Origin of the sequence: Azospirillum sp. TSH64 (assembly GCF_003116035.1) — a bacterium.
Lineage (GTDB): Bacteria > Pseudomonadota > Alphaproteobacteria > Azospirillales > Azospirillaceae > Azospirillum.
In genome coordinates this window covers 3,120,319-3,137,673 of sequence record NZ_LGQW01000015.1, presented here as the reverse complement: position 1 = coordinate 3,137,673, position 17,355 = coordinate 3,120,319, and the positions used below count along the sequence as shown (strand labels likewise).

The following is a 17,355-nucleotide window of genomic DNA, read 5'->3' as shown; positions in this document are numbered from 1 at the left end:
CAACGGTAACACCGATAAATCCGCCCCGACAGGGTGCCCCGGCGCCGACCCTACCGCAGTTGCGAAAAAGTCACGAAGTTGCCTGTGACGCGCGCTGCGGCTTTCTTCCGTTCGCGTTACCCTTTATATCCTAAGCGAACGGGCTGGCGTTGCGGCGGGGATTCGCGTCTGGATGGTGTCGGTGGCGGCTTTTTCATCAGCGGGCGGCAACCGGGGTTCCGGCGGTATGGGCGACGCAGGCTTGGGCGGCGCCGGGCGGGGCGTTGTCACCGGCAAATACTTCAACTTCAAGCCGCTGCCGCCTCCGGCCGACATCCTCGGCAATCCGCTGGTCGTGCCCAACCTGCCGACGCACAAGCTGCCGAAGGAGACCTTCGGCAGCCGGGTGAAGCGGTTTCTTGCCCGGATGAATCTGGGAAGCCAGTCGGCGGAGACCCGCCTACGCTGGAAACTGTACGACACCATCCAGGCGACGATGGCGTCGCTGTCGCCCGCCGTCACGCTGGTTGCGGAGAAGCGGGCGCCGGCAAAGAGCAAGACGCTGTCGGTTCCCATCGTCGTCGTGCGCCACCCCTATCATCTGCGCCATGTGTTCGAGATGCTGCCGAACATCCCCGACACCCATGCGGCGGAACGGCGTTTTCTCGAGTTGCTGATGACCCGTGCGCTGAAGCGCTACGGTGAGCAGATGGCGCTGATCAAAGGCAGCCCCTTCTCCTTCGAGCATGAGGCGCGGGAATACTTTTTCGCCGGCTTCCGGCTGGAAAAGCAGATCAAGAAGGTCAACAGTCCCGACGAGCGCTTCGCCGCGTTGCAAGCCATCCACACCAGCTATTTCCACGGACGCAATTACTACTATTTCGCTTTGCTGCGGCGGGAAAAGCTGGCGCCCGACAACAAGCTGTTCATGCTGTTCGCCCGAGCCGTCTATTTCATGGCCCGAGTCGACTGGAATGGCGAGCTGCTGGAAAAGCCCAACCCGCGCATGCTGCCCAGCCGCGACGACATGCTGTTTTTCGTGGAGCGTGACAAGTCGGTCGTGACGCGCTATCGCACCGACCAGGATTTCCAGCGTCAGGTCAAGGCCGTGCTGGAGGCTTTCCCCGGTTCGTGACGTCCCGTTTCCCCATCCAAGGTTTCCTGCGATGCGCGCCCTGTCCCTGGTTGGCGGTTTTCTGGCTGCCGGCTCCCTGCTCTCGGTCATGACCGCGGTCCCCGCCCTTTCGGCTTCGGCGGATACCCCGTCGCCCGAAGCGGCGGCGCCGGCTGCGCCCGGCTGCGAAACGGCGGAGACGCCGGTGGCGCAGCTGACCTGTCGCGATCCGAAGCTTGCGGAGGCCAGTGCGGCGATGGACGCCGCGCTGGCGGCGCTGGGGGACACCACCGACGACACCGGGCGTGCGGCGATTGCGGACGCCCAGACCGTCTGGCGGGCACGCCGGGACGAGGCCTGTCAGGTGACTGCGGCCGATCTTGCCGACTCGAAGGCCGGCAAGACCCGCAGCGACTGCCTGTTGCGCGTTCTTCGCCAGCGCACGGCCGCGCTGGAGACGGAGCGTCAGGCGCGCTCGCATCCGGTCGGCGACCTGCCGCTGTCCGTCGCCGGTGCCGCCGCCCGCCGGTTCGACCCACCCGAGCCGCACCTCCCGCCCTTCAGCCGCAAGGTGGCGCTGTCGACACTCACCGGGCGTTGGGCCAAGGCCGATCCGACCGACCGCGCCGCCATCGACGATTGCCGCAGCTCCTATCTGGAGATCGGGGCAGATCGCGGCCTGCACGCGGTGGATGCGCGGCTGCCGCAGTTTCCGCTGAACGGTACGCTGGCGACCGACGGCGATCCGCTCCGGGGGGTGGCACTCCTGCCCGCCGGTCCGGCGGAAGGCACACCGGCACCTTTGGCGACCCTGCGGCTGTTGCCGGCCGATTCGCCGCGCCTCGACCGGCTGGTCCTGCGCATGCAGCCGCCGGCGACCTTCGCCGCAGAATTCGTGCGCTGCCGCTAAAGCCGCGACAGCAGGAAGCGGACGGTCAGGGACAGCCGTTCGCCCGGCGGCAGGGCGATGACGCCGGCATCGGGCTCCTGCGGATGGTTCAGCGCATCGGTCATGTGGGTGACCGGCTCCAGGCACAGGTAAGGCTCTTCCGCCGGAACATAGACGATCAGGTGGGCGGCCGGCCCGTCGGCGAGCATGGTCAGGCGCAGCCGCTCCTGCGGGCGGTCGAGCGTCGCCGAACCGCTCCAACCGGTGAAGCCGTTGTCCAGCGCCACACGGTCCATCGTCACGCCGTGGCGGAAATCCCAGGCCGGGGGCAGCGGGCGCTTGCGGCAGGGCAGGATGGTCTCGTCATTCTCCCACACGCCATTCACATCGGCGGTCACCCGGCTGCCCGGCGTCTTGACGAAATAGGGGTGCAGCCCCAGTCCGGCCGGCATGTCGCTGTCGGCCTCGTTGATGAGCTCCAAGGTGACGGTCAGACCTTCACCGTCCAGCGCCACCGTCTGCGCCGCGCGATAGCTCCAGGGCCAATCGTCCGCCCGGTGGGTGAAGCCCATCCGCAAGGCATCGTCGGTCACAGCCTCGACACTCCACGGGGTGGACCAGCCATGGCCGTGGATGCGGTGCGGCGAGCCCGGATCGGTCGCCAGCCTCACCTCGCGCCTCTGGAAGACGAACCGGCCGCCGCCGATGCGGTTGGAAAAGGGAACCAGGGGAAAACAGGCCATGTCGGGGGCGAAATCGCCGGCCAGCGCCCGGTCGGACGCCCGACGGAACAGCTCTACCGGCCCATCGGCGGTGGACAGGCTCCAACTCGCCAGTGAGCCACCGCAGTGGGGGGCCGCCGTGAGAGTCATCGGCCCGTGTCGCAACGCGATGATGGTGCCGTTCCGGATCATGCGTTTCCCCCATCGTCAGCGTTCCATTTTTTATCGCACATGCGAAGAGCGAAGGGAACGGCCCCCGCAGTCAACGGCCAGCATGGCGCAATGCTGACACAACTCTTGTGTTTTTGATGAAAAATGCAGGTATCGTACACCCGTCATTTACACTCGCTGCGCAACCATGCTTCCCGGGCGGTATGTTCCAGCGGCGTGCCCTGACCGGCGCGGCGCGCCGGCTCGATCGACAACGCAGGCGCGGCGCTGTTGTTGCGTCCCGGCTGCAACCATCCGCCATCTGATGGAAAGGCCCTGAGTGTCCAGTCCCCAGCTCAGCCGCGCAACGCCGACACCCCAGCCGGCCATGGCCATGCTCGATGAGGCGGAGCTGTGCGGCGCGCTGGCGGATTACCATGCGCTGCCGGCGCGTCTGGTGATCGGGGTGGCGATGCGGTCGTATCTGGACCCGCTGCTTCTGACGCCGACGGAGCTGATCCATCTCGCCAAGCCGCTGAAATCCTGCCTGGAGCAGGGCTCCCTGGTCGAGGCAGCCATCACCAGGATCGCGACGATCCAGGCACGCGCGCCGGGGCAGGAGCTTCAGGTTCGCCGCCGCGCCATCCGTGCCGCGGTGGACGAGATCTGGGCAAAAGCCCGGGTCGCCCAGGTTGCCTTCGCCGCCATGCCGCGCGGCCGCACCTCCGTCGACTGGCTGCTGTCCCAGGGGAGCAAGACACCGACCGGCGATGCGGATTACGACCTGCGCGTCGCCATCGGCCTGGAGCTTGTCGAGATCAAGACCTGGAACGGCAAGCTGGACCGGCTGCTGGAACTGCACCAGCGGGATCGGGATGAACGGCTGGCCGCGGCGGTCGATGGGGTGATCGGCGACATCCTGGCCTCGTCCGCGGCGGGTGCGGAGCTGTTCGGCGCCAACCTGCTGCCCGGCGCGCTGTTGGGAACCCTGTGCGACCTGCTGTTCGGCCGGATCGGCATGGAAGCCATCGGACCGAACCGCGTCGGCGTGCTGAACGCCCTGTTCCGCCAGAACAAGCTTCCCCAGGCCAAGGCCGCGGTGCTCGACCGCATCCGCCGCCAGTTGAAGGCGCCCCAGCCGCTGGGACGTGGCGCCTTCGATCAGGAGGCGGAGATGCTGAAGACGCTGGTCGGCCATCTGCTGACCCGCGACGGGCTGATCGGCGGCGCGGCGATGGCCGATGCATTGACTGTACGCTATTCGCGCCGGCTGGAGCAGGGGGGAGCCAGCGCCTATCGCCGGTCGATCGTCGGGCTTGGCGAGGGGCAATCGGACCTGATCTGCCGCATCCATTACCTGACCCGCGTCGCCGCGGTCTCCGCCGCCGAACGGCATGCCGACGAGATCCTCGCCTCGCTGGAGGCCGCCGTCTGCAACGAGCTGCTGATCGAGAACATGCTGGTGCAGACGCCCGACACGGCTCTGCTGGAGCGGGACTTCCTCCGTGCTCTGGCGGCGATCCGCTCCGCTCCGCTGCCGGCCGACACCTGCGAGCGGATCGCCGCAAGGGCCGAACGGGCGGTGGACGATTATGTGAAGACCGGCCAGCTCGCCGTCCGCCTGAGGCAGGTGGAACCGGTCCTGCGCCGCCGTACCGTCCGGCTGGCGGAGGTCGCCTGCTCCGGTCTGATCCGCGAGGACGGGGCGCTGCCGCTGATCCGCCAGCACATCCTCGAGATCGTCCGCCAACCGCAGTTCCAGGCCGAACTTGCCCAGCCGGAGAGCGAAGTCGCCCAGGCCGAGGTCCGGCGTCTGTTGGAACTGCTGGACCGGCTGCGCCAGTTGGCGACCTCGCCCGCCCCGCCTCCCGTTCTGCCGCCTTTTCCTCAGGCGGCGGTGCAGCACACCGTGGAGGTGCCACAGCTTCCGGCCCCCGCGCTTCTCCCAAAAGGCATGCGCGGCGCCGAGACAATCCTTCACCCGGTCAGCCAGCAGCCGACAGGCACAGCGGTGTCGAAGCCGGCCTCCTCCGGCAGGCCCGGCCTGTGCCCAAGCTGCTACACGGCACAAGGAAGCCCCCCAAAGGGTGCCCAAGGAAGTGTCGGCACCTGCGCCGCCTGCGGTTTCCCCGAAAAGTCCGACAACCGGCCGGGCGTGCATCTTGTGCCCGGCACGCTGCTGCATGGCCGCTACCGGGCCGGGAGGGTGCTGGGGCAGGGCGGATTCGGCGCCACCTATCTGGGCTGGGACGACCGGTTGCAGGTGAAGGTGGCGATCAAGGAATATTATCCGGCCAACCTGATCGCCCGCGTTCCCAACGCCGCCGCGGTCTCCCCCTTCTCGGACGAACATGCGGAGACCTTCGCCGCCGGTCTGGAGAAGTTTCTGGAGGAGGCGCGGACGCTCGCCCGGCTGCGCGACGTGCGCGAGATCGTCGGCGTCCAGGATTTCTTCGAGGAGAACGGCACCGCCTATCTGGTCATGGAGCTGCTGGAGGGCCGCACCATGAAGAAGTATCTGGTCGACAGCGGCGGACGCATCGACGTGAAGCGGACCCTGGCCGTGGTGATGCCGATCGCCAAGGCCTTGCAGGCCATCCACGACCAGGGGCTGATCCATCGCGACATCAGCCCGGACAACATCTTCCTGACCAATGGCGGCGACCGCAAGCTGCTGGACTTCGGTGCCGCGCGGCAGACCGCCCGTCCGGGGGCCGGCATGACCGTGATCCTCAAGCCGGGCTATGCCCCGCCGGAGCAATATTCCAATGAGGGGCGGCAGGGCCCCTGGTCCGACGTCTATGCGCTTTGCGCCACCATCTATCTGGCTCTGACCGGCCGTACGCCGCCCGACGCCACTGCCCGTTTCATGAACGACAGGGTGCCGAAGCCGTCGGAACTGGGCGTGGCGCTGGCGCCCGGATTCGAGAAGGTGCTTCTGTCGGGGCTGTCCATGCGCTGGCAGGACCGGCCGCAATCGATGAAGGATCTGCTGCGGGCCATGACCAACGCGCTGTCCGGCGGCTGAGGCCGGACTCCGGGTTCGGAATCAGCGTGCAAGAAAAAAGGGACCGGCGAACCGGTCCCCTTTTTCTGATCGGCTGATCCGGCGACGTTATTTCGCGTCGGCAGCGACCTGCATCTTGATGATCTTGTCCGGGTTCGAGACCTGACCGTTGCGGGCCTGATCGCCCTTCTTGATCATGTCGACGAACTCCATGCCCTCGACCACCCGGCCCCAGACGGTGTACTGGCGGTCCAGGAACTGGGACGGGGCGAAGCAGATGAAGAACTGGCTGTCGGCGCTGTTCGGATCCTGCGCACGGGCCATCGACAGGGTGCCGCGGATGTGCGGGGTGCTGGAGAACTCGGCCTTCAGCTTCTGCCCGGAGCCGCCCATGCCGGTGCCGGTCGGATCGCCGGTCTGGGCCATGAAGCCGTCGATGACGCGGTGGAAGACGACGCCGTTGTAGAAGCCCTGGCGGGTCAGTTCCTTGATGCGGGCGACGTGGTTCGGCGCCAGGTCGGGCCGCAGTTCGATCACCACGCGACCGTCCTTCAGGTCGAGGTAAATGGTGTTTTCCGGATCCAAGGCCTTCGCCTCCCCTTGAGAAACTGTAAAGAACGAGACTGTGAAGATTGTGGCGAACAGAGCCGCCAGCAATGCGCGGGTCCACCGCTTCATGCGAAACACTCCGATGAGCCGAAATCCGCGCCCCGGACCATAGGGGAAAAGCGGCGGAATGCAAAGCCGCGCTGGCGGGGAGTTAGACCGGTCGGCCAATCGATAGACGGGCCGGTCGGTCTGACACCCGAAAGATCCGCCAAAGGTCACGGATGACGGCCGCTCGTCCGGGTGTTCATCCGGGCGTGGACGTGGCATGCCGGTCCTGACGAGCAGACGGGAAGGGGCAGGAACATTGAGGCTGGGGAGGGCGATAGCGGGGACGGCGGCGGTGGCGGTGATGCTTGGCGTCGTCGGGCTGGGCGGGGTGATCCTGGCCGGACCGGCGCTGATCGGCGCCACCGCGACCGAAGTGCTGCGTGGGACCGGCTTCACCGGTGCCACGGTGACCGTCACCGGACTGCGCATCGCCGACGGGTGGCAGGGGCTGCGGCTCGAAATCTCCGGCGACAGCGGCCCGCTCGAAGCGGCGGCCAAGGCGCTGGATTTGCCGATGTCGGGACGGCTGGTCCTGTTCGGCGCGCTGGTGGTCGGGACGGATGGCGGCGCCGTGACCGTGACCCCCGACGGTTGCCTGCCGGCCAAGGCGGACGGACTGACGGTTTCCGGCCAGCGTCTCGACCTGCCGCAGGGAGCGACGCTGTGCGCCGCGCGGAAGGGTGAGCTTCTGCGCTGGACGCCCGGTTCCATGACCGTCGCGGCAGAGTTGCAAGCGCCGCGGCTCGACATGCCGACGAGCAGTCTGCGGGCCGAGCAGGTCGTGCTGCGGCTGGGGCAGGACGGCACCGGACGCCGGGCGGATGCCACCGTCGTACGGCTGACCAATACGGCCAAGCCGGCGCCCGTCGTGCCGCTGGCCGTCACCATGCAGGCGGTTCAGGCGGGGGAAGCTCCGTGGACCATCGACGGCACCGCCAAGGGCGCAAACGGCCTTCTCACGGTTACGCTTAACGGCACCTATGACCAGACCGCCGGCACCGGACGGCTGGAGGCGGTGGCGAAGCCGATCCGACTCGCCGAGAACGGACCCGGTCTCGCCGCCATTTCGCCGTTGGGCGCGACCTTCCTGGAGAAAGCGTCCGGCACGCTGTCCGGGAAGGCGACGCTTTCCCTGACCCCCAAGGGCTTGACCACGGCCGGTCAAGCGGTGGTCAAGGGCTTGGCCGGCGCCGCCGGTCCGGTGACGGTTGCCGGTGTCAGCGGTACGGTCGCCCTGTCCAGCCTGTCGCCCCCGGTGATTCCGGACGGGCAGAAGCTGTCCATCGGCCTGCTGGATGTCGGCATTCCGCTGACGGATGGGACGCTTCTGTTCGGTTATGGCCGTGACGGGCGTCTCGATGTCGACCGGGCCGAGTGGCGCTGGGCCGGCGGCACGCTCCATGCCGACCCGTTCGAACTGTCACCCGACAAGCCGAAGGGAACTGTCACCCTGCATGCTGACGGCATCGATGCGGCAAAGCTGCTGGAGTTGATCGCCGTGGATGGGCTGGAGGCAAGCGGCAAGCTGGCCGGTACCCTCCCTGTGGTCCTTGCCGGCGATACGGTCACGTTGAACGGCGGTGTCCTCGAATCGGCGGGTCCCGGCACGCTGCGTTACGACCCCGCCCAGCCGCCATCCGGCCTGAAGGGGGAGGAGGGAAGCCCGACCGCCATGCTGATGGGCGCCCTGACCGACTTCCATTACGAAACCCTGCGGATCACCATCGACGGGCAGGCCGGCGGCGAACTCAGCGCCGGCTTTTCCCTGCGCGGGGCCAACCCGTCATTCTACGATGGCTATCCGGTTGCGCTTAACCTTAAGCTGTCCGGCGCGCTCGACCGGATTCTGCGCCAGAACCTCGACGTCTACCGGATTCCCGACACAGTGCGGGAGCGGATGACCGGCTCCGACCAGAAGGACCACTGATCGCCACCATGGTTACCAGACTTTCCCACATCGGCCTGACGGCCGCCCTGCTGATCTCCACCGCCGTTGCCGCCTGCGCCCCGACGGTGAAGATCGAGGCGCCCGACAAGCCCATCGAGATCAACCTGAATGTCCGGATCGAGCAGGAGGTGCGGGTCAAGCTGGAGCGCGACGTCGACGACGCGATCCGCAACGACCCCGCCCTGTTCGGCCTTCCCACCGATACCGCGCCTTCTTCGACGAAGGGGAAGAAGTGATGACGAGAAGCCCCCTCAGCCGCCGACATTTCAACCGGCTTGCCCTCTCCACACTCGCCGCCGGCCTGCTGGCGGTCGCGATGCCGCAACTGGTGCTGGCCCAGGATGCGCTGGCCGCCGCCAAAGCCGCCGGTCAGCTGGGCGAACGCCCGGACGGGATGGTCGGCGTGGTTCCGGGCGCGCCTGCTTCCGCTCAGGCGCTGGCCCAGCAGGTGAACGCCCAGCGCCTCGCTCGCTATCAGGAGATCGCCAAGGGCAACGGCACGGCGCTGGACAAGGTCCAGGCGGTTGCCGGCCAGCAGTTGATCGAGCGCACTCCGGCCGGACAATTCGTGATGACCGCCGCGGGCGAGTGGCAGCGCAAGTGACCTCACCGCCGCCGACCCTGAAGGAGGCCGGAAAGGAAAGCGGCAAGGGCGCCATCGGCGATCTGCGCCGCCGCCTTACCGGCAAGGCGGGCGACGCGGCGTTGCTGTCGGCCCTGTTCGCCGCACTCGACACGCTGGGGCAGGCCGGCACGCCCGAGGAGGCGGTCGCCCGCTCCAACCTCGGCGAGGCGTTGCGGCGTCAGGGCCGCCTTGCGGAGGCGGAGGCGCATCACCGCAAGGCGCTAGATTGGCTCCCCGATTTCGGCGGCAACCATTACAATTGGGGCGTGACCCTGCAGGCGCTCGGCCGTCCGGCGGAGGCCGCCGCGGCCTATGGCGAAGCCGCCCGGCTGATGCCCGGCTTCGCACCGGCGCCGTGCAACCAGGGTGTGCTCCTGCGCGAGCTTGGCCGGCTGGACGAGGCGGAAGCGGCTCTGCGCCGGGCGTTGGAACTTGACCATAAGCTGGTGCCGGCCCGGCTGGCCCTGGCCGCCCTGCACCGCGACCGCGGCGACCTGGAGCGCGCCGCTGCCGGTTTCCGTGCCTGCCTGTGCCTGCAGCCCGATCTGGCGGAAGGACAGGCCAACCTTGCCCTTGCGTTGAAGGAGCGCGGGCAGCGAGGCGGTCCGGCGGAGGACGCGCCGGCAAGCATCGTCGGCTTCGACCGCGCGCTTCGCATCGGCCTGCCCGATGCGGGAGGGGTGCTGGCGCAACTGGTGCAGCAGCGCCGGCATCTCTGCCGTTGGGATGGGCTGCCGTCATTGTCCGCCCGGCTGGTCGATCTGGTGCGGGAGGGACGGACGCAGCAGGCACACCCCTGGATCTTCCTGGGGGAAGGGGCAGGGCCGGCGCTGGAGCGTGCCTGTGCCGAGCGTTATTCCGGCTGGAAGACGCGGGGCATCCCGCCCGGCTTCCCGAAGCGCACCGACCGCGGTGCAAAGCTGCGGATCGGCTATCTGTCCGCCGATTTCCACGAGCACGCCACCGCCGTGCTGATCGCCGAGCTGATCGAACGGCACGACCGCGACCGCTTCGAGATCATTGGCTGCTCCCACGGCCCCGACGACGGCGGGCCGTTGCGCAAGCGGCTGGTCGCCGCATTCGACCGCCTTCTCGACCTGTCGGCCCTGACCGACGAGGCGGCAGCCCGCCTGATCCATGAGGCAGGCATCGACATTCTGGTCGATCTGAAAGGCCACACCCAGAATGCCCGTCCGGGGATTGCGGCATACCGGCCGGCACCGGTGCAGGCGCAGTGGCTCGGCTATCCGGGCACGCTGGGCAGCACGGCCATCGATTACGTCATCGCCGACCCGGTGGTGGCGCCAGCCGATCATCAGCGCTTCTACAGCGAGCGCATCGTCCATCTGCCCGACAGCTACCAGCCGAACGACCGGCACCGCGCCATCGGGCCGATGCCAAGCCGCGCCGACTGCGGGCTGCCGGCCGAGGCCGTCGTTTTCTGCGCCTTCAATGCGTCCTACAAGATTGGGCCGGACCTGTTCGGTCGCTGGTGCCGGATTCTGCAACGCGTGCCGGGATCGGTCCTGTGGCTGCTCGACGGGCCAGCCGAGGTCGCCGCCAACCTGCGGGGTGTTGCTGAGGACCGCGGTGTCGCGCCGGAACGCCTGGTCTTCGCCCCGCGCCTTCCGGGACCGGCGCATCTCGCGCGCCACCGGCTGGCTGACCTGTTCCTCGATTCAGCCCCAGTCGGTGCCCATACCACGGCGAGCGACGCGCTGTGGGCCGGGCTGCCGATGCTGACGGTCCCCGGCCGGTCCTTCGCCGGGCGGGTTGCCGCCAGCCTGCTGCACGCGGCCGGTTTGCCCGAACTGGCTGTGGCGGATTGGGACGCCTATGAAGCGACGGCGCAGCGATTGGCCATGCAGCCTGCCGAACTGGCCGCTTTCAAGCTGCGGCTGGAGCGGGCTCGCGCCACCGCTCCCCTGTTCGACACCGACCGGTTCGCCCGTTCCATCGAATCGGCTTTCACGACCATGTGGGACATCCACGCGGCGGGAGAGTCGCCGCGCGGATTCGCCGTTCCGCCTCAGGGATAGGCGCAGCGGTCGGCGGTCACCTCGACGAAGGAGCGCTGGGCCGCGGCGATGGTGAAGCGGTATTCGCTGTTGTCGACCACCAGGGACTGGTGCAGAGGCAGGACGCCGCTGACCGTGGTGCCCTTGCCACCCATGCCGGCGATGCGGATCGTTACCGGCTGGCCGGGATCGAACCAGCTTTCAGCATTGCCTTGCGGGTTGTGCGCCGATTGCCCCTCGCCGGTGACCGTGACGGTGCCGTTGCCGAAGGTGACGCCGCGTGCGCCGCCCTTCAGCAGCGGGGTGCTCAGCGTGAAGCGCTTGGTGTCGGTCGGCTGGCAGTTGCGCGGAACCTGGGCCTGCGAGATGACGAAGGCGAGGCGGTTGGCGTCCAGTCCGCTTTTCAGCCGCTCCCCCACCAACTGGCTCAGCTTGGCGAGATCGCCGGTCGGCACCTCGCGCTGAAGGCGGCCTTCCAGTTCGGCCGCGCGCGCCTCGGCGGTGCGGGCGGCATGCTGCATCTGGCTGGCCAGCAGCTCCAGCTCCGCCTTCTGGCGCGACAGCGTGGCGATCTCCTCGCGCAGGGTCACGTCGCGGCCCTTCAGCTGCTCGATTCCCATCTGGTAGGAGAAAAGCCCGACCCCCAGCACGAGTGCCGCCAGCAGCATGAACTTGATCACGCCGGCCCGCATGCGTTTGCGGTACCGTCTTTCGTAGTCGTAACGTCCCAGGGTCATGATTTCGATCGTGGCGGGCTGTCTCGTCGGACCTCAATGGCTAATGGCAACGGCCAGGGGATGCAACCCCCTGGCCGTTGGTTTGTGCCGTCTTTTCCCGAAGGCGACTACTGGTTGGCCGACCCGCCGCCCAGGAAGCCTGCGTTGATGCCCGGGCTCTTGAACTCGCCGACATTCTTGAAGACCAGACGGAAGAAGATGGTGTTGCCGTCCTTCTCGCCGGTGGTGCTGATCGTGTAGTCGCGCCGGGCGATGGTCTGGAACAGCAGGCACTCGTCGCCATAGGTCAGCACGGCGAGGCTCGAGCGCGGGCCCGGCTGCGGCTCCATCGCCTGGGTGTGGGCGATGCCGATGTTCCAGCGATCGGTGAACTGCGACGAAACGCCAAAGTTCGCCTGCTCCACCCGGTTGCGGGTGACCGCGTTGCGGGATGTCGTCTGGTCGACGTAGGTGTAGGAGGTCGACAGCCGCAGCAGCGGCACGCCGGCCGAGGCGTTCAGCGAGTGACGGCGCGGACGGAAGGTCTCGTGATCGACGCGGAAGCCGTAATTGACGTCAAGCCAGTCGGCGGGCTGCAGATCCAGGCGGCCGACATAATCGGACACCCGCTCCTCCAGGCCCGAATCGCCGGAGAAACCGGCGCTGCTGTCGCTCAGGCGAATGCTCTGGCCCAGGAACAGGCTGGCCGATCCCTGGGTGTAGCCGTAGATCGCTCCGCGCAAGCCGTAGGTGAAGCGCATGCCGTCGTCCAGCCGGTCGATGCCGGTGAATCGGTTGGGCTGCAGCAGGTTCACATCGTCGAACTCGACGTCCAGGCTGTCTTCGTTCGGGAAGAGCCGGCCGTTCGGCAGCTTCGGCGCAAAGGTCAACTGGCCGATGGGCTCCACCAGCTGGGACGAGCTTTCGCCGTAGCGGACGAACGGATAGCGGACGGTGGCCTGCCCCTGCGGGAAGAAGCGGAAGCGGCTGATGGTGTCGTCGCCGCGGACCGTCGGGTCGTTGTAGTTGAACTGCTGCGCCTTATAGCCGGCGACCAGGACGCTGCCCGACAGGGTCGTCACGAAACCGGCGTTGGAGACGATGTTGCGCTCCCACCCCGGCTGGACCATGACGCGCTGGGTGTCGGGGCCGGCATTCCTGAAGCGCGACACCGCCAGCAGGCTCGTGTCGAACGACCAGCGGCCCCCCAGCAGGCTGCCCGGCTCGCCCAGCGCGTTGTACTGTGCATAGGGCAGGGTGACGGGCTCCGGAATCGGGTTCCCGTACCGCATGTCCTGGAAGCTGTAACCGGTGATCGCCGCATAGTTCCGGCCATGGAAACCTTCGACGAAGGCCTTGCTGGTCAGGTAATCCTCGCGGAAATCGTAATAGCGCCGCAGGAAGGTCGGGTCGCTGGCCCGCTTGATGTCGAAGCCGGCGCGCCACGTCTCGTCGATGTCAAACAGGCCGCGCGCCGCGACGTAGCCACGGGTGCGCGTTTCCTTCGGCACGATGGTGGTGTTGGCCACGTCGCCGCGGGTGATGGCGCCTTCCAGTTCCAGCCGTCCGCTCTCGAACCGCTTGCGGTATTGGCCGCCCAGCAGCGGCCCCTGCTGCGAGTAGTAATGCAGGTCGAAGGTGGCGTCCTGGTCCGGCGCGATGTCCCAGTAATAGTGGGTCTTGAGGATCGCGCCGAGATTGGAGTTGTTGCCGAAGGACGGCGTCAGGAACCCGCTCTTGCGGTCGACGGACGGATCGGGGTGCGACAGATAGGGCGTGTAGGCGACGGGGATGCCGAAGATCTCCATCGTCGCGTCGCGATAGCGGACCTCATGCTCCTCGTTGTCGTGCACGATGCGCACGGCGCGGATCTGCCACAGCGGCGGACGGGTGGGGTCTTCCTTGCACAGGTCGCAAGGGCTGTAGACGCCGCGGTTGACGCGCGTCAGGCGGCCCTCGCGCCGCTCGCCCTCGTTGCCGGCCATGCGGCCGTTGTCGGTCATCAGGACGCGGATGTTCTCGATGAACACGTCCTTCAGATCGTCGGTCAGCTCGGCGTAATCGGCGAAGACGATGTCGCCCGACGGCTCCACCAGCCGGATCTTGCCGGTTGCGGTGACGACCTTGGTCTTCTGGTTGTAGGTGATCTTGTCGGCGTGGACGCTGCGCTTGCCCTGCGCCAGCTCGACATTGCCGCTGGCGGTGACGACGCTGTTCACCTCGTCGAAGGTGACCTGATCGGCCGTCAGCAGGACAGGGTCCTGTTTGGATTCGGTGCCGGTCGCGCCGGCCTGGGCCGGAGCGGCAGGCTTGCTGCCCGGAAGCGGTCCGTCGGCCGGTTTGGGAGTCGGCTTCGGAGTCAGCGCCTGCTTGGCCGGAGTCTGGGCATTGGCCGAATCCGGAAGGGCGAGATCCACGGCGGCGACCCCACACGCCACCATCAGCCCGACGATGCCGGAGCGCAGGATGGGGTTGGCGACGGTCGGAGCTTTGGCGCGGGCGCGCCGGGAGACGTGCTTGGGCATGTCGGAACGATTGGGGGAAGCGAAAGCCCAAGTCAACGGTTTCAAGACCCTTCCGCGGGCAATGTCACCGTGTCGCCGTCCCCCCTGTGGCAGCGCTGCCGCAGCCGGTGCGCCTGAACTGACGGCTGCGGCTGCGGCGCTTCATCCAAGCTCTCTCAATTCACCCGGAAGTTCTTGAACTGCCAGGGATCGTCCTCGTCGATGTCTTCCGGGAACAGGACGTTGCGGTCCTGCAGCGGAGTCCAGTCGCCATAGGCGCCGACAACCTCGCCGAGATAGGGGGTGGCGATGTCCAGCACCCGGCGGAAGTCGACTTCGTCCGGTTCCACCAACCCCCGATTCGGGTTCTCCAGCGTCCAGACGATGCCGCCGAGAACGGTGGAGGTCACCTGCATCGAGGTGGCGTTGTTGTAGGGCGCCAGCGAGCGCGCCGTGTCGATGTCCAGCCGCGAGCCGTACCAGTAGGCGCCCTTGGGATGGCCCATCAGCAGGACACCCAGCTCGTCCATGCCGCCGGTGATCTCATGCATCATCAGCCGCTGCTCGGCCTGCATGTTGTAGTTCTTGCCGGCCAGCTCATGCAGCGACATCACCCCGTCGTCGCAAGGGTGATAGGCATAGTGGCAGGTCGGCCGGTAGACGACGCGGTCGCCGTCGCGCACAGTGAAATAGTCGGAGATCGAGATCGCCTCGCTGTGGGTGATGAGGAAGCCGTGGAACGGCCCCTCCAGCGGGGTCCAGGTGCGCACGCGGGTCGCAGCACCGGGGCGCATCAGGTAGATGGCGGCGTCGCAGCCGAATTCGTGCCGGCGGCCGTCGGGCGGCAAGTCCTTCTCGTGCGTGCCCCAGCCCAGCTCGGCCGGCTGGCAGCCTTCGCTGACGAAACCGTCGATCGACCAGGTGTTGACGAACTCGCCGATCTGCTTGGGCTGGTTCGACACCTGGGTGTCGCGCTCGGCCACATGGATGGTCTTGATGCCAAGCCTCTGCGCCAGCCGGCCCCAGCCGTCGCGGTCGGTCGGGACATCGGTTTCCACGCCGGTGTCGGCGGCGATGTTCAGCAGCGCCTGCTTGACGAAATGCGACACCAGACCCGGATTCGCCCCATGGGTGATCAACGCGGTCGGGCCGCCCTCGTAACGGCCGCGCAGCGCCAGCGCCGATTCGCGCAGCGCATAGTTGGAACGCAGCGACGGCGACAGGCTGGAATCGGTGTAGCCACCCGCCCACGGTTCGGTGCAGGTGTCGGTGTAGAAGGCGCCGACCCGCTGGCAGAACTCGATCAACGCAAGCGACGAGACGTCGACCGACAGGTTGACCAGGAAATCGCCCTTGTCGATCAGCGGCTTCAGAACCTGGAAGAAATTGTCGTTGTCGAGCGGGTTGTTGTGGAAGGCGACGCCGTAAAGCTCCGCTTCCTCGCGCCCGCGCTCCTCGGCAGTGACGATGGTGATCCGGTCGGCCGTAAGTCCGTCGATGTGACGGAGAAGCAGCGGCAAGACACCCTGGCCAATCGAACCGAATCCAACGATGACCATGCGGCCTGTGAACGTGCAGAGCTTCGTGTCCAGGGCCATGATTTTTTGTCTCCCCGAGGTAGTTTAGGCCGACGACATAAGCCGGCGCTCCCGCCCACTTCGGAGAAGCGGAAACGGGACGCGCCGGGCGACTGAATGTTACGGATGTCTTTACGCTTTATCCACAGAAACCGGCTTCGCGTTCAGGCAGCGCAGGAGCGAAGCTCGTAACCGGGAGTGGCGAGCAGGGGGGCGTCCGACACCTCGACGACGCGCGCCTGGTCGAAGCCGTTGAAGGCCGTGCGCAGGCAGGAGCCATAGGCGCCGAGCTGGCCAAGCTCGATCCAGTCACCGGCCTTGACGTCGGCCGGCAGGTGGAAGGGACCGGCCATCTTGTCGGCACTGTCGCAGGTCGGGCCGTAGAAGCTGAAGGCCTCGTCCCCGGCATCGGTCATGGCTTCGAACGGGCGGATCAGCCGCGCCGGGAAGCGGAAGCCGGGCACGCCGGCGTCCGACAGCGCGCCATAGACGCCGTCATTGATGAACAGCTCGCTGCCGCGCCGCTTCACCACCTGAACGACCAGCGAGACGCCGGGGGCAACCAGCGCGCGGCCGGGCTCGCACCACAGGCGGCAGTGCGCCGGCAGGTCGATGGCGGCGACGCCGCGGGCGATGGCGGCCATGAAGTCGCCGAGCGGCGGCGGGGTGACTCCCGGATAGGACACGGGGAAGCCGCCGCCGACATCCAGAACGTCGAGGTCGACGCCGCTCTCGGCGATGACATAGCCAGCCAGCGCGATGGCGCGCTCGTAGGCCGACGGATCCAGCATCTGCGAGCCGACATGGAAGGACAGCCCGAGCTTCGGAGCCACGGCGCGGGCGGCACGCAGCAGTTCCACCGCATCGGTGATGGCGGCGCCGAACTTGCCCGACAGGTCGTAGATCGCGTTGCCCTTCGGCAGCGACAGCCGCAGGACGAGGCCGAGGTCGCCTGCGCAGTCCGTCTCCTCCAGGATCTTGTCCAGCTCTTCCCGGCTGTCGAGGACGAAGTCGCGGACGCCATACTGGTGATAGGCGTTGCGGATCGCCTGACGGCCCTTGACCGGGTGCATGTAATGCAGGACGGCGTCCGGGAACATCTGGCGGATCAGGCGGATCTCGCCGGGGGAGGCGACATCGAAATGGCGCACGCCACCGGCCCACAGGGCACGCAGCACCGCCGGCTCGGGGTTGCACTTCACGGCATAGAGCACGTCGCCGCCACGGCCGACGGCCTCGGTCGCACCGGCGAATGCCTTCAGGAAGCTGTCGGCGGTGTCGGCCAGCACGCCGGGGCGGATGCAGTGCATCGGCTCTTCCGGGCGGTGCAGGGCGACGGCCTGTGTCACGGTCGAACGGCGGCCGGTGGACAGCGAAACGGCGCTGCTGTCGTTCAGCCCGACGCGGCGGAGCGGGGTGACGGCGGAACGGGAACGCAGGAAACCCATG

General features: G+C 67.6%; 13 protein-coding genes. 7 read left to right on the top strand and 6 right to left on the bottom strand.

Features of this window, described 5'->3' with window-relative positions; translation table 11 throughout:
* Window positions 1–226: 226 nt before the first annotated feature.
* Both TSH64_RS15735 and TSH64_RS15730 read left to right on the top strand, forming a co-directional pair.
* Window positions 227–1,114, top strand: a complete 888-nt coding sequence (locus TSH64_RS15735; RefSeq protein WP_247872966.1) for a hypothetical protein — start codon at window positions 227–229, stop codon at window positions 1,112–1,114.
* A gap of 31 nt (window positions 1,115–1,145) precedes the next feature.
* Window positions 1,146–2,003, top strand: a complete 858-nt coding sequence (locus TSH64_RS15730; RefSeq protein WP_109446264.1) for a lysozyme inhibitor LprI family protein — start codon at window positions 1,146–1,148, stop codon at window positions 2,001–2,003.
* Here the strand turns inward: TSH64_RS15730 and TSH64_RS15725 are convergent.
* The gene (locus TSH64_RS15725) at window positions 2,000–2,896 is read right to left on the bottom strand and encodes an aldose 1-epimerase (protein ID WP_109446262.1); all 897 of its coding nucleotides are present in this window, start codon (window positions 2,894–2,896) and stop codon (window positions 2,000–2,002) included. The genes TSH64_RS15730 and TSH64_RS15725 overlap by 4 nt on opposite strands.
* Window positions 2,897–3,194: 298 nt before the next feature.
* Here TSH64_RS15725 and TSH64_RS15720 point away from each other — a divergent pair, with 298 nt between their 5' ends.
* A complete protein-coding gene (locus tag TSH64_RS15720) occupies window positions 3,195–5,882 on the top strand; it encodes a serine/threonine-protein kinase (RefSeq protein ID WP_247872965.1) in 2,688 nt (895 codons plus the stop codon).
* Between the two features lie 87 nt (window positions 5,883–5,969).
* Here the strand turns inward: TSH64_RS15720 and TSH64_RS15715 are convergent, their stop codons facing one another.
* A complete protein-coding gene (locus tag TSH64_RS15715) occupies window positions 5,970–6,539 on the bottom strand; it encodes a peptidylprolyl isomerase (protein WP_109446258.1) in 570 nt (189 codons plus the stop codon).
* Between the two features lie 280 nt (window positions 6,540–6,819).
* Between TSH64_RS15715 and TSH64_RS15710 the strand changes: the two genes are divergently transcribed.
* The 4 genes from TSH64_RS15710 to TSH64_RS15695 are packed head-to-tail and all read left to right on the top strand — an operon-like array spanning window position 6,820 to window position 11,130.
* Window positions 6,820–8,445 (top strand): YdbH domain-containing protein, encoded by a 1,626-nt coding sequence (locus tag TSH64_RS15710; protein WP_247873375.1) that lies wholly within the window; start codon window positions 6,820–6,822, stop codon window positions 8,443–8,445.
* Window positions 8,446–8,453: 8 nt separating this feature from the next.
* Window positions 8,454–8,702 (top strand): YnbE family lipoprotein, encoded by a 249-nt coding sequence (locus tag TSH64_RS15705; RefSeq protein ID WP_109446254.1) that lies wholly within the window; start codon window positions 8,454–8,456, stop codon window positions 8,700–8,702.
* On the top strand, window positions 8,702–9,070 hold the full coding sequence (locus tag TSH64_RS15700) for a YdbL family protein (protein WP_109446252.1): 369 nt from the start codon (window positions 8,702–8,704) through the stop codon (window positions 9,068–9,070). Before TSH64_RS15705 ends, TSH64_RS15700 begins: the two co-directional genes overlap by 1 nt.
* Window positions 9,067–11,130, top strand: a complete 2,064-nt coding sequence (locus TSH64_RS15695; RefSeq protein WP_247872964.1) for a glycosyltransferase family 41 protein — start codon at window positions 9,067–9,069, stop codon at window positions 11,128–11,130. Before TSH64_RS15700 ends, TSH64_RS15695 begins: the two co-directional genes overlap by 4 nt.
* Here TSH64_RS15695 and TSH64_RS15690 read toward each other — a convergent pair.
* The 4 genes from TSH64_RS15690 to TSH64_RS15675 all read right to left on the bottom strand — a co-directional run bounded on the left by TSH64_RS15690 (window position 11,121) and on the right by TSH64_RS15675 (window position 17,354).
* On the bottom strand, window positions 11,121–11,846 hold the full coding sequence (locus TSH64_RS15690; RefSeq protein ID WP_109446250.1) for a hypothetical protein: 726 nt from the start codon (window positions 11,844–11,846) through the stop codon (window positions 11,121–11,123). The genes TSH64_RS15695 and TSH64_RS15690 overlap by 10 nt on opposite strands.
* A gap of 107 nt (window positions 11,847–11,953) precedes the next feature.
* A complete protein-coding gene (gene lptD / locus TSH64_RS15685; protein WP_109446248.1) occupies window positions 11,954–14,350 on the bottom strand; it encodes an LPS assembly protein LptD in 2,397 nt (798 codons plus the stop codon).
* A 155-nt stretch (window positions 14,351–14,505) separates the two neighbouring features.
* The gene (locus TSH64_RS15680; RefSeq protein WP_109446246.1) at window positions 14,506–15,927 is read right to left on the bottom strand and encodes a saccharopine dehydrogenase C-terminal domain-containing protein; all 1,422 of its coding nucleotides are present in this window, start codon (window positions 15,925–15,927) and stop codon (window positions 14,506–14,508) included.
* Window positions 15,928–16,070: 143 nt separating this feature from the next.
* Window positions 16,071–17,354, bottom strand: coding sequence for a type III PLP-dependent enzyme (locus tag TSH64_RS15675; RefSeq protein WP_109446244.1), 1,284 nt, complete (start codon window positions 17,352–17,354; stop codon window positions 16,071–16,073).
* Between the last annotated feature and the right edge of the window lies 1 nt (window position 17,355).

Excerpts from the sequence above, each read along its gene's own strand:
- TSH64_RS15730 (WP_109446264.1), top strand. The coding sequence starts at position 1,146 with ATGCGCGCCCTGTCCCTGGTTGGCGGTTTTCTGGCTGCCGGCTCCCTG.
- TSH64_RS15710 (WP_247873375.1), top strand. The coding sequence starts at position 6,820 with ATGCTTGGCGTCGTCGGGCTGGGCGGGGTGATCCTGGCCGGACCGGCG.
- TSH64_RS15725 (WP_109446262.1), bottom strand. The coding sequence starts at position 2,896 with ATGATCCGGAACGGCACCATCATCGCGTTGCGACACGGGCCGATGACT.
- TSH64_RS15735 (WP_247872966.1), top strand. The coding sequence starts at position 227 with ATGGGCGACGCAGGCTTGGGCGGCGCCGGGCGGGGCGTTGTCACCGGC.
- TSH64_RS15705 (WP_109446254.1), top strand. The coding sequence starts at position 8,454 with ATGGTTACCAGACTTTCCCACATCGGCCTGACGGCCGCCCTGCTGATC.
- TSH64_RS15715 (WP_109446258.1), bottom strand. The coding sequence starts at position 6,539 with ATGAAGCGGTGGACCCGCGCATTGCTGGCGGCTCTGTTCGCCACAATC.
- TSH64_RS15700 (WP_109446252.1), top strand. The coding sequence starts at position 8,702 with ATGACGAGAAGCCCCCTCAGCCGCCGACATTTCAACCGGCTTGCCCTC.
- TSH64_RS15675 (WP_109446244.1), bottom strand. The coding sequence starts at position 17,354 with ATGGGTTTCCTGCGTTCCCGTTCCGCCGTCACCCCGCTCCGCCGCGTC.
- TSH64_RS15680 (WP_109446246.1), bottom strand. The coding sequence starts at position 15,927 with ATGGCCCTGGACACGAAGCTCTGCACGTTCACAGGCCGCATGGTCATC.
- TSH64_RS15690 (WP_109446250.1), bottom strand. The coding sequence starts at position 11,846 with ATGACCCTGGGACGTTACGACTACGAAAGACGGTACCGCAAACGCATG.
- lptD (WP_109446248.1), bottom strand. The coding sequence starts at position 14,350 with ATGCCCAAGCACGTCTCCCGGCGCGCCCGCGCCAAAGCTCCGACCGTC.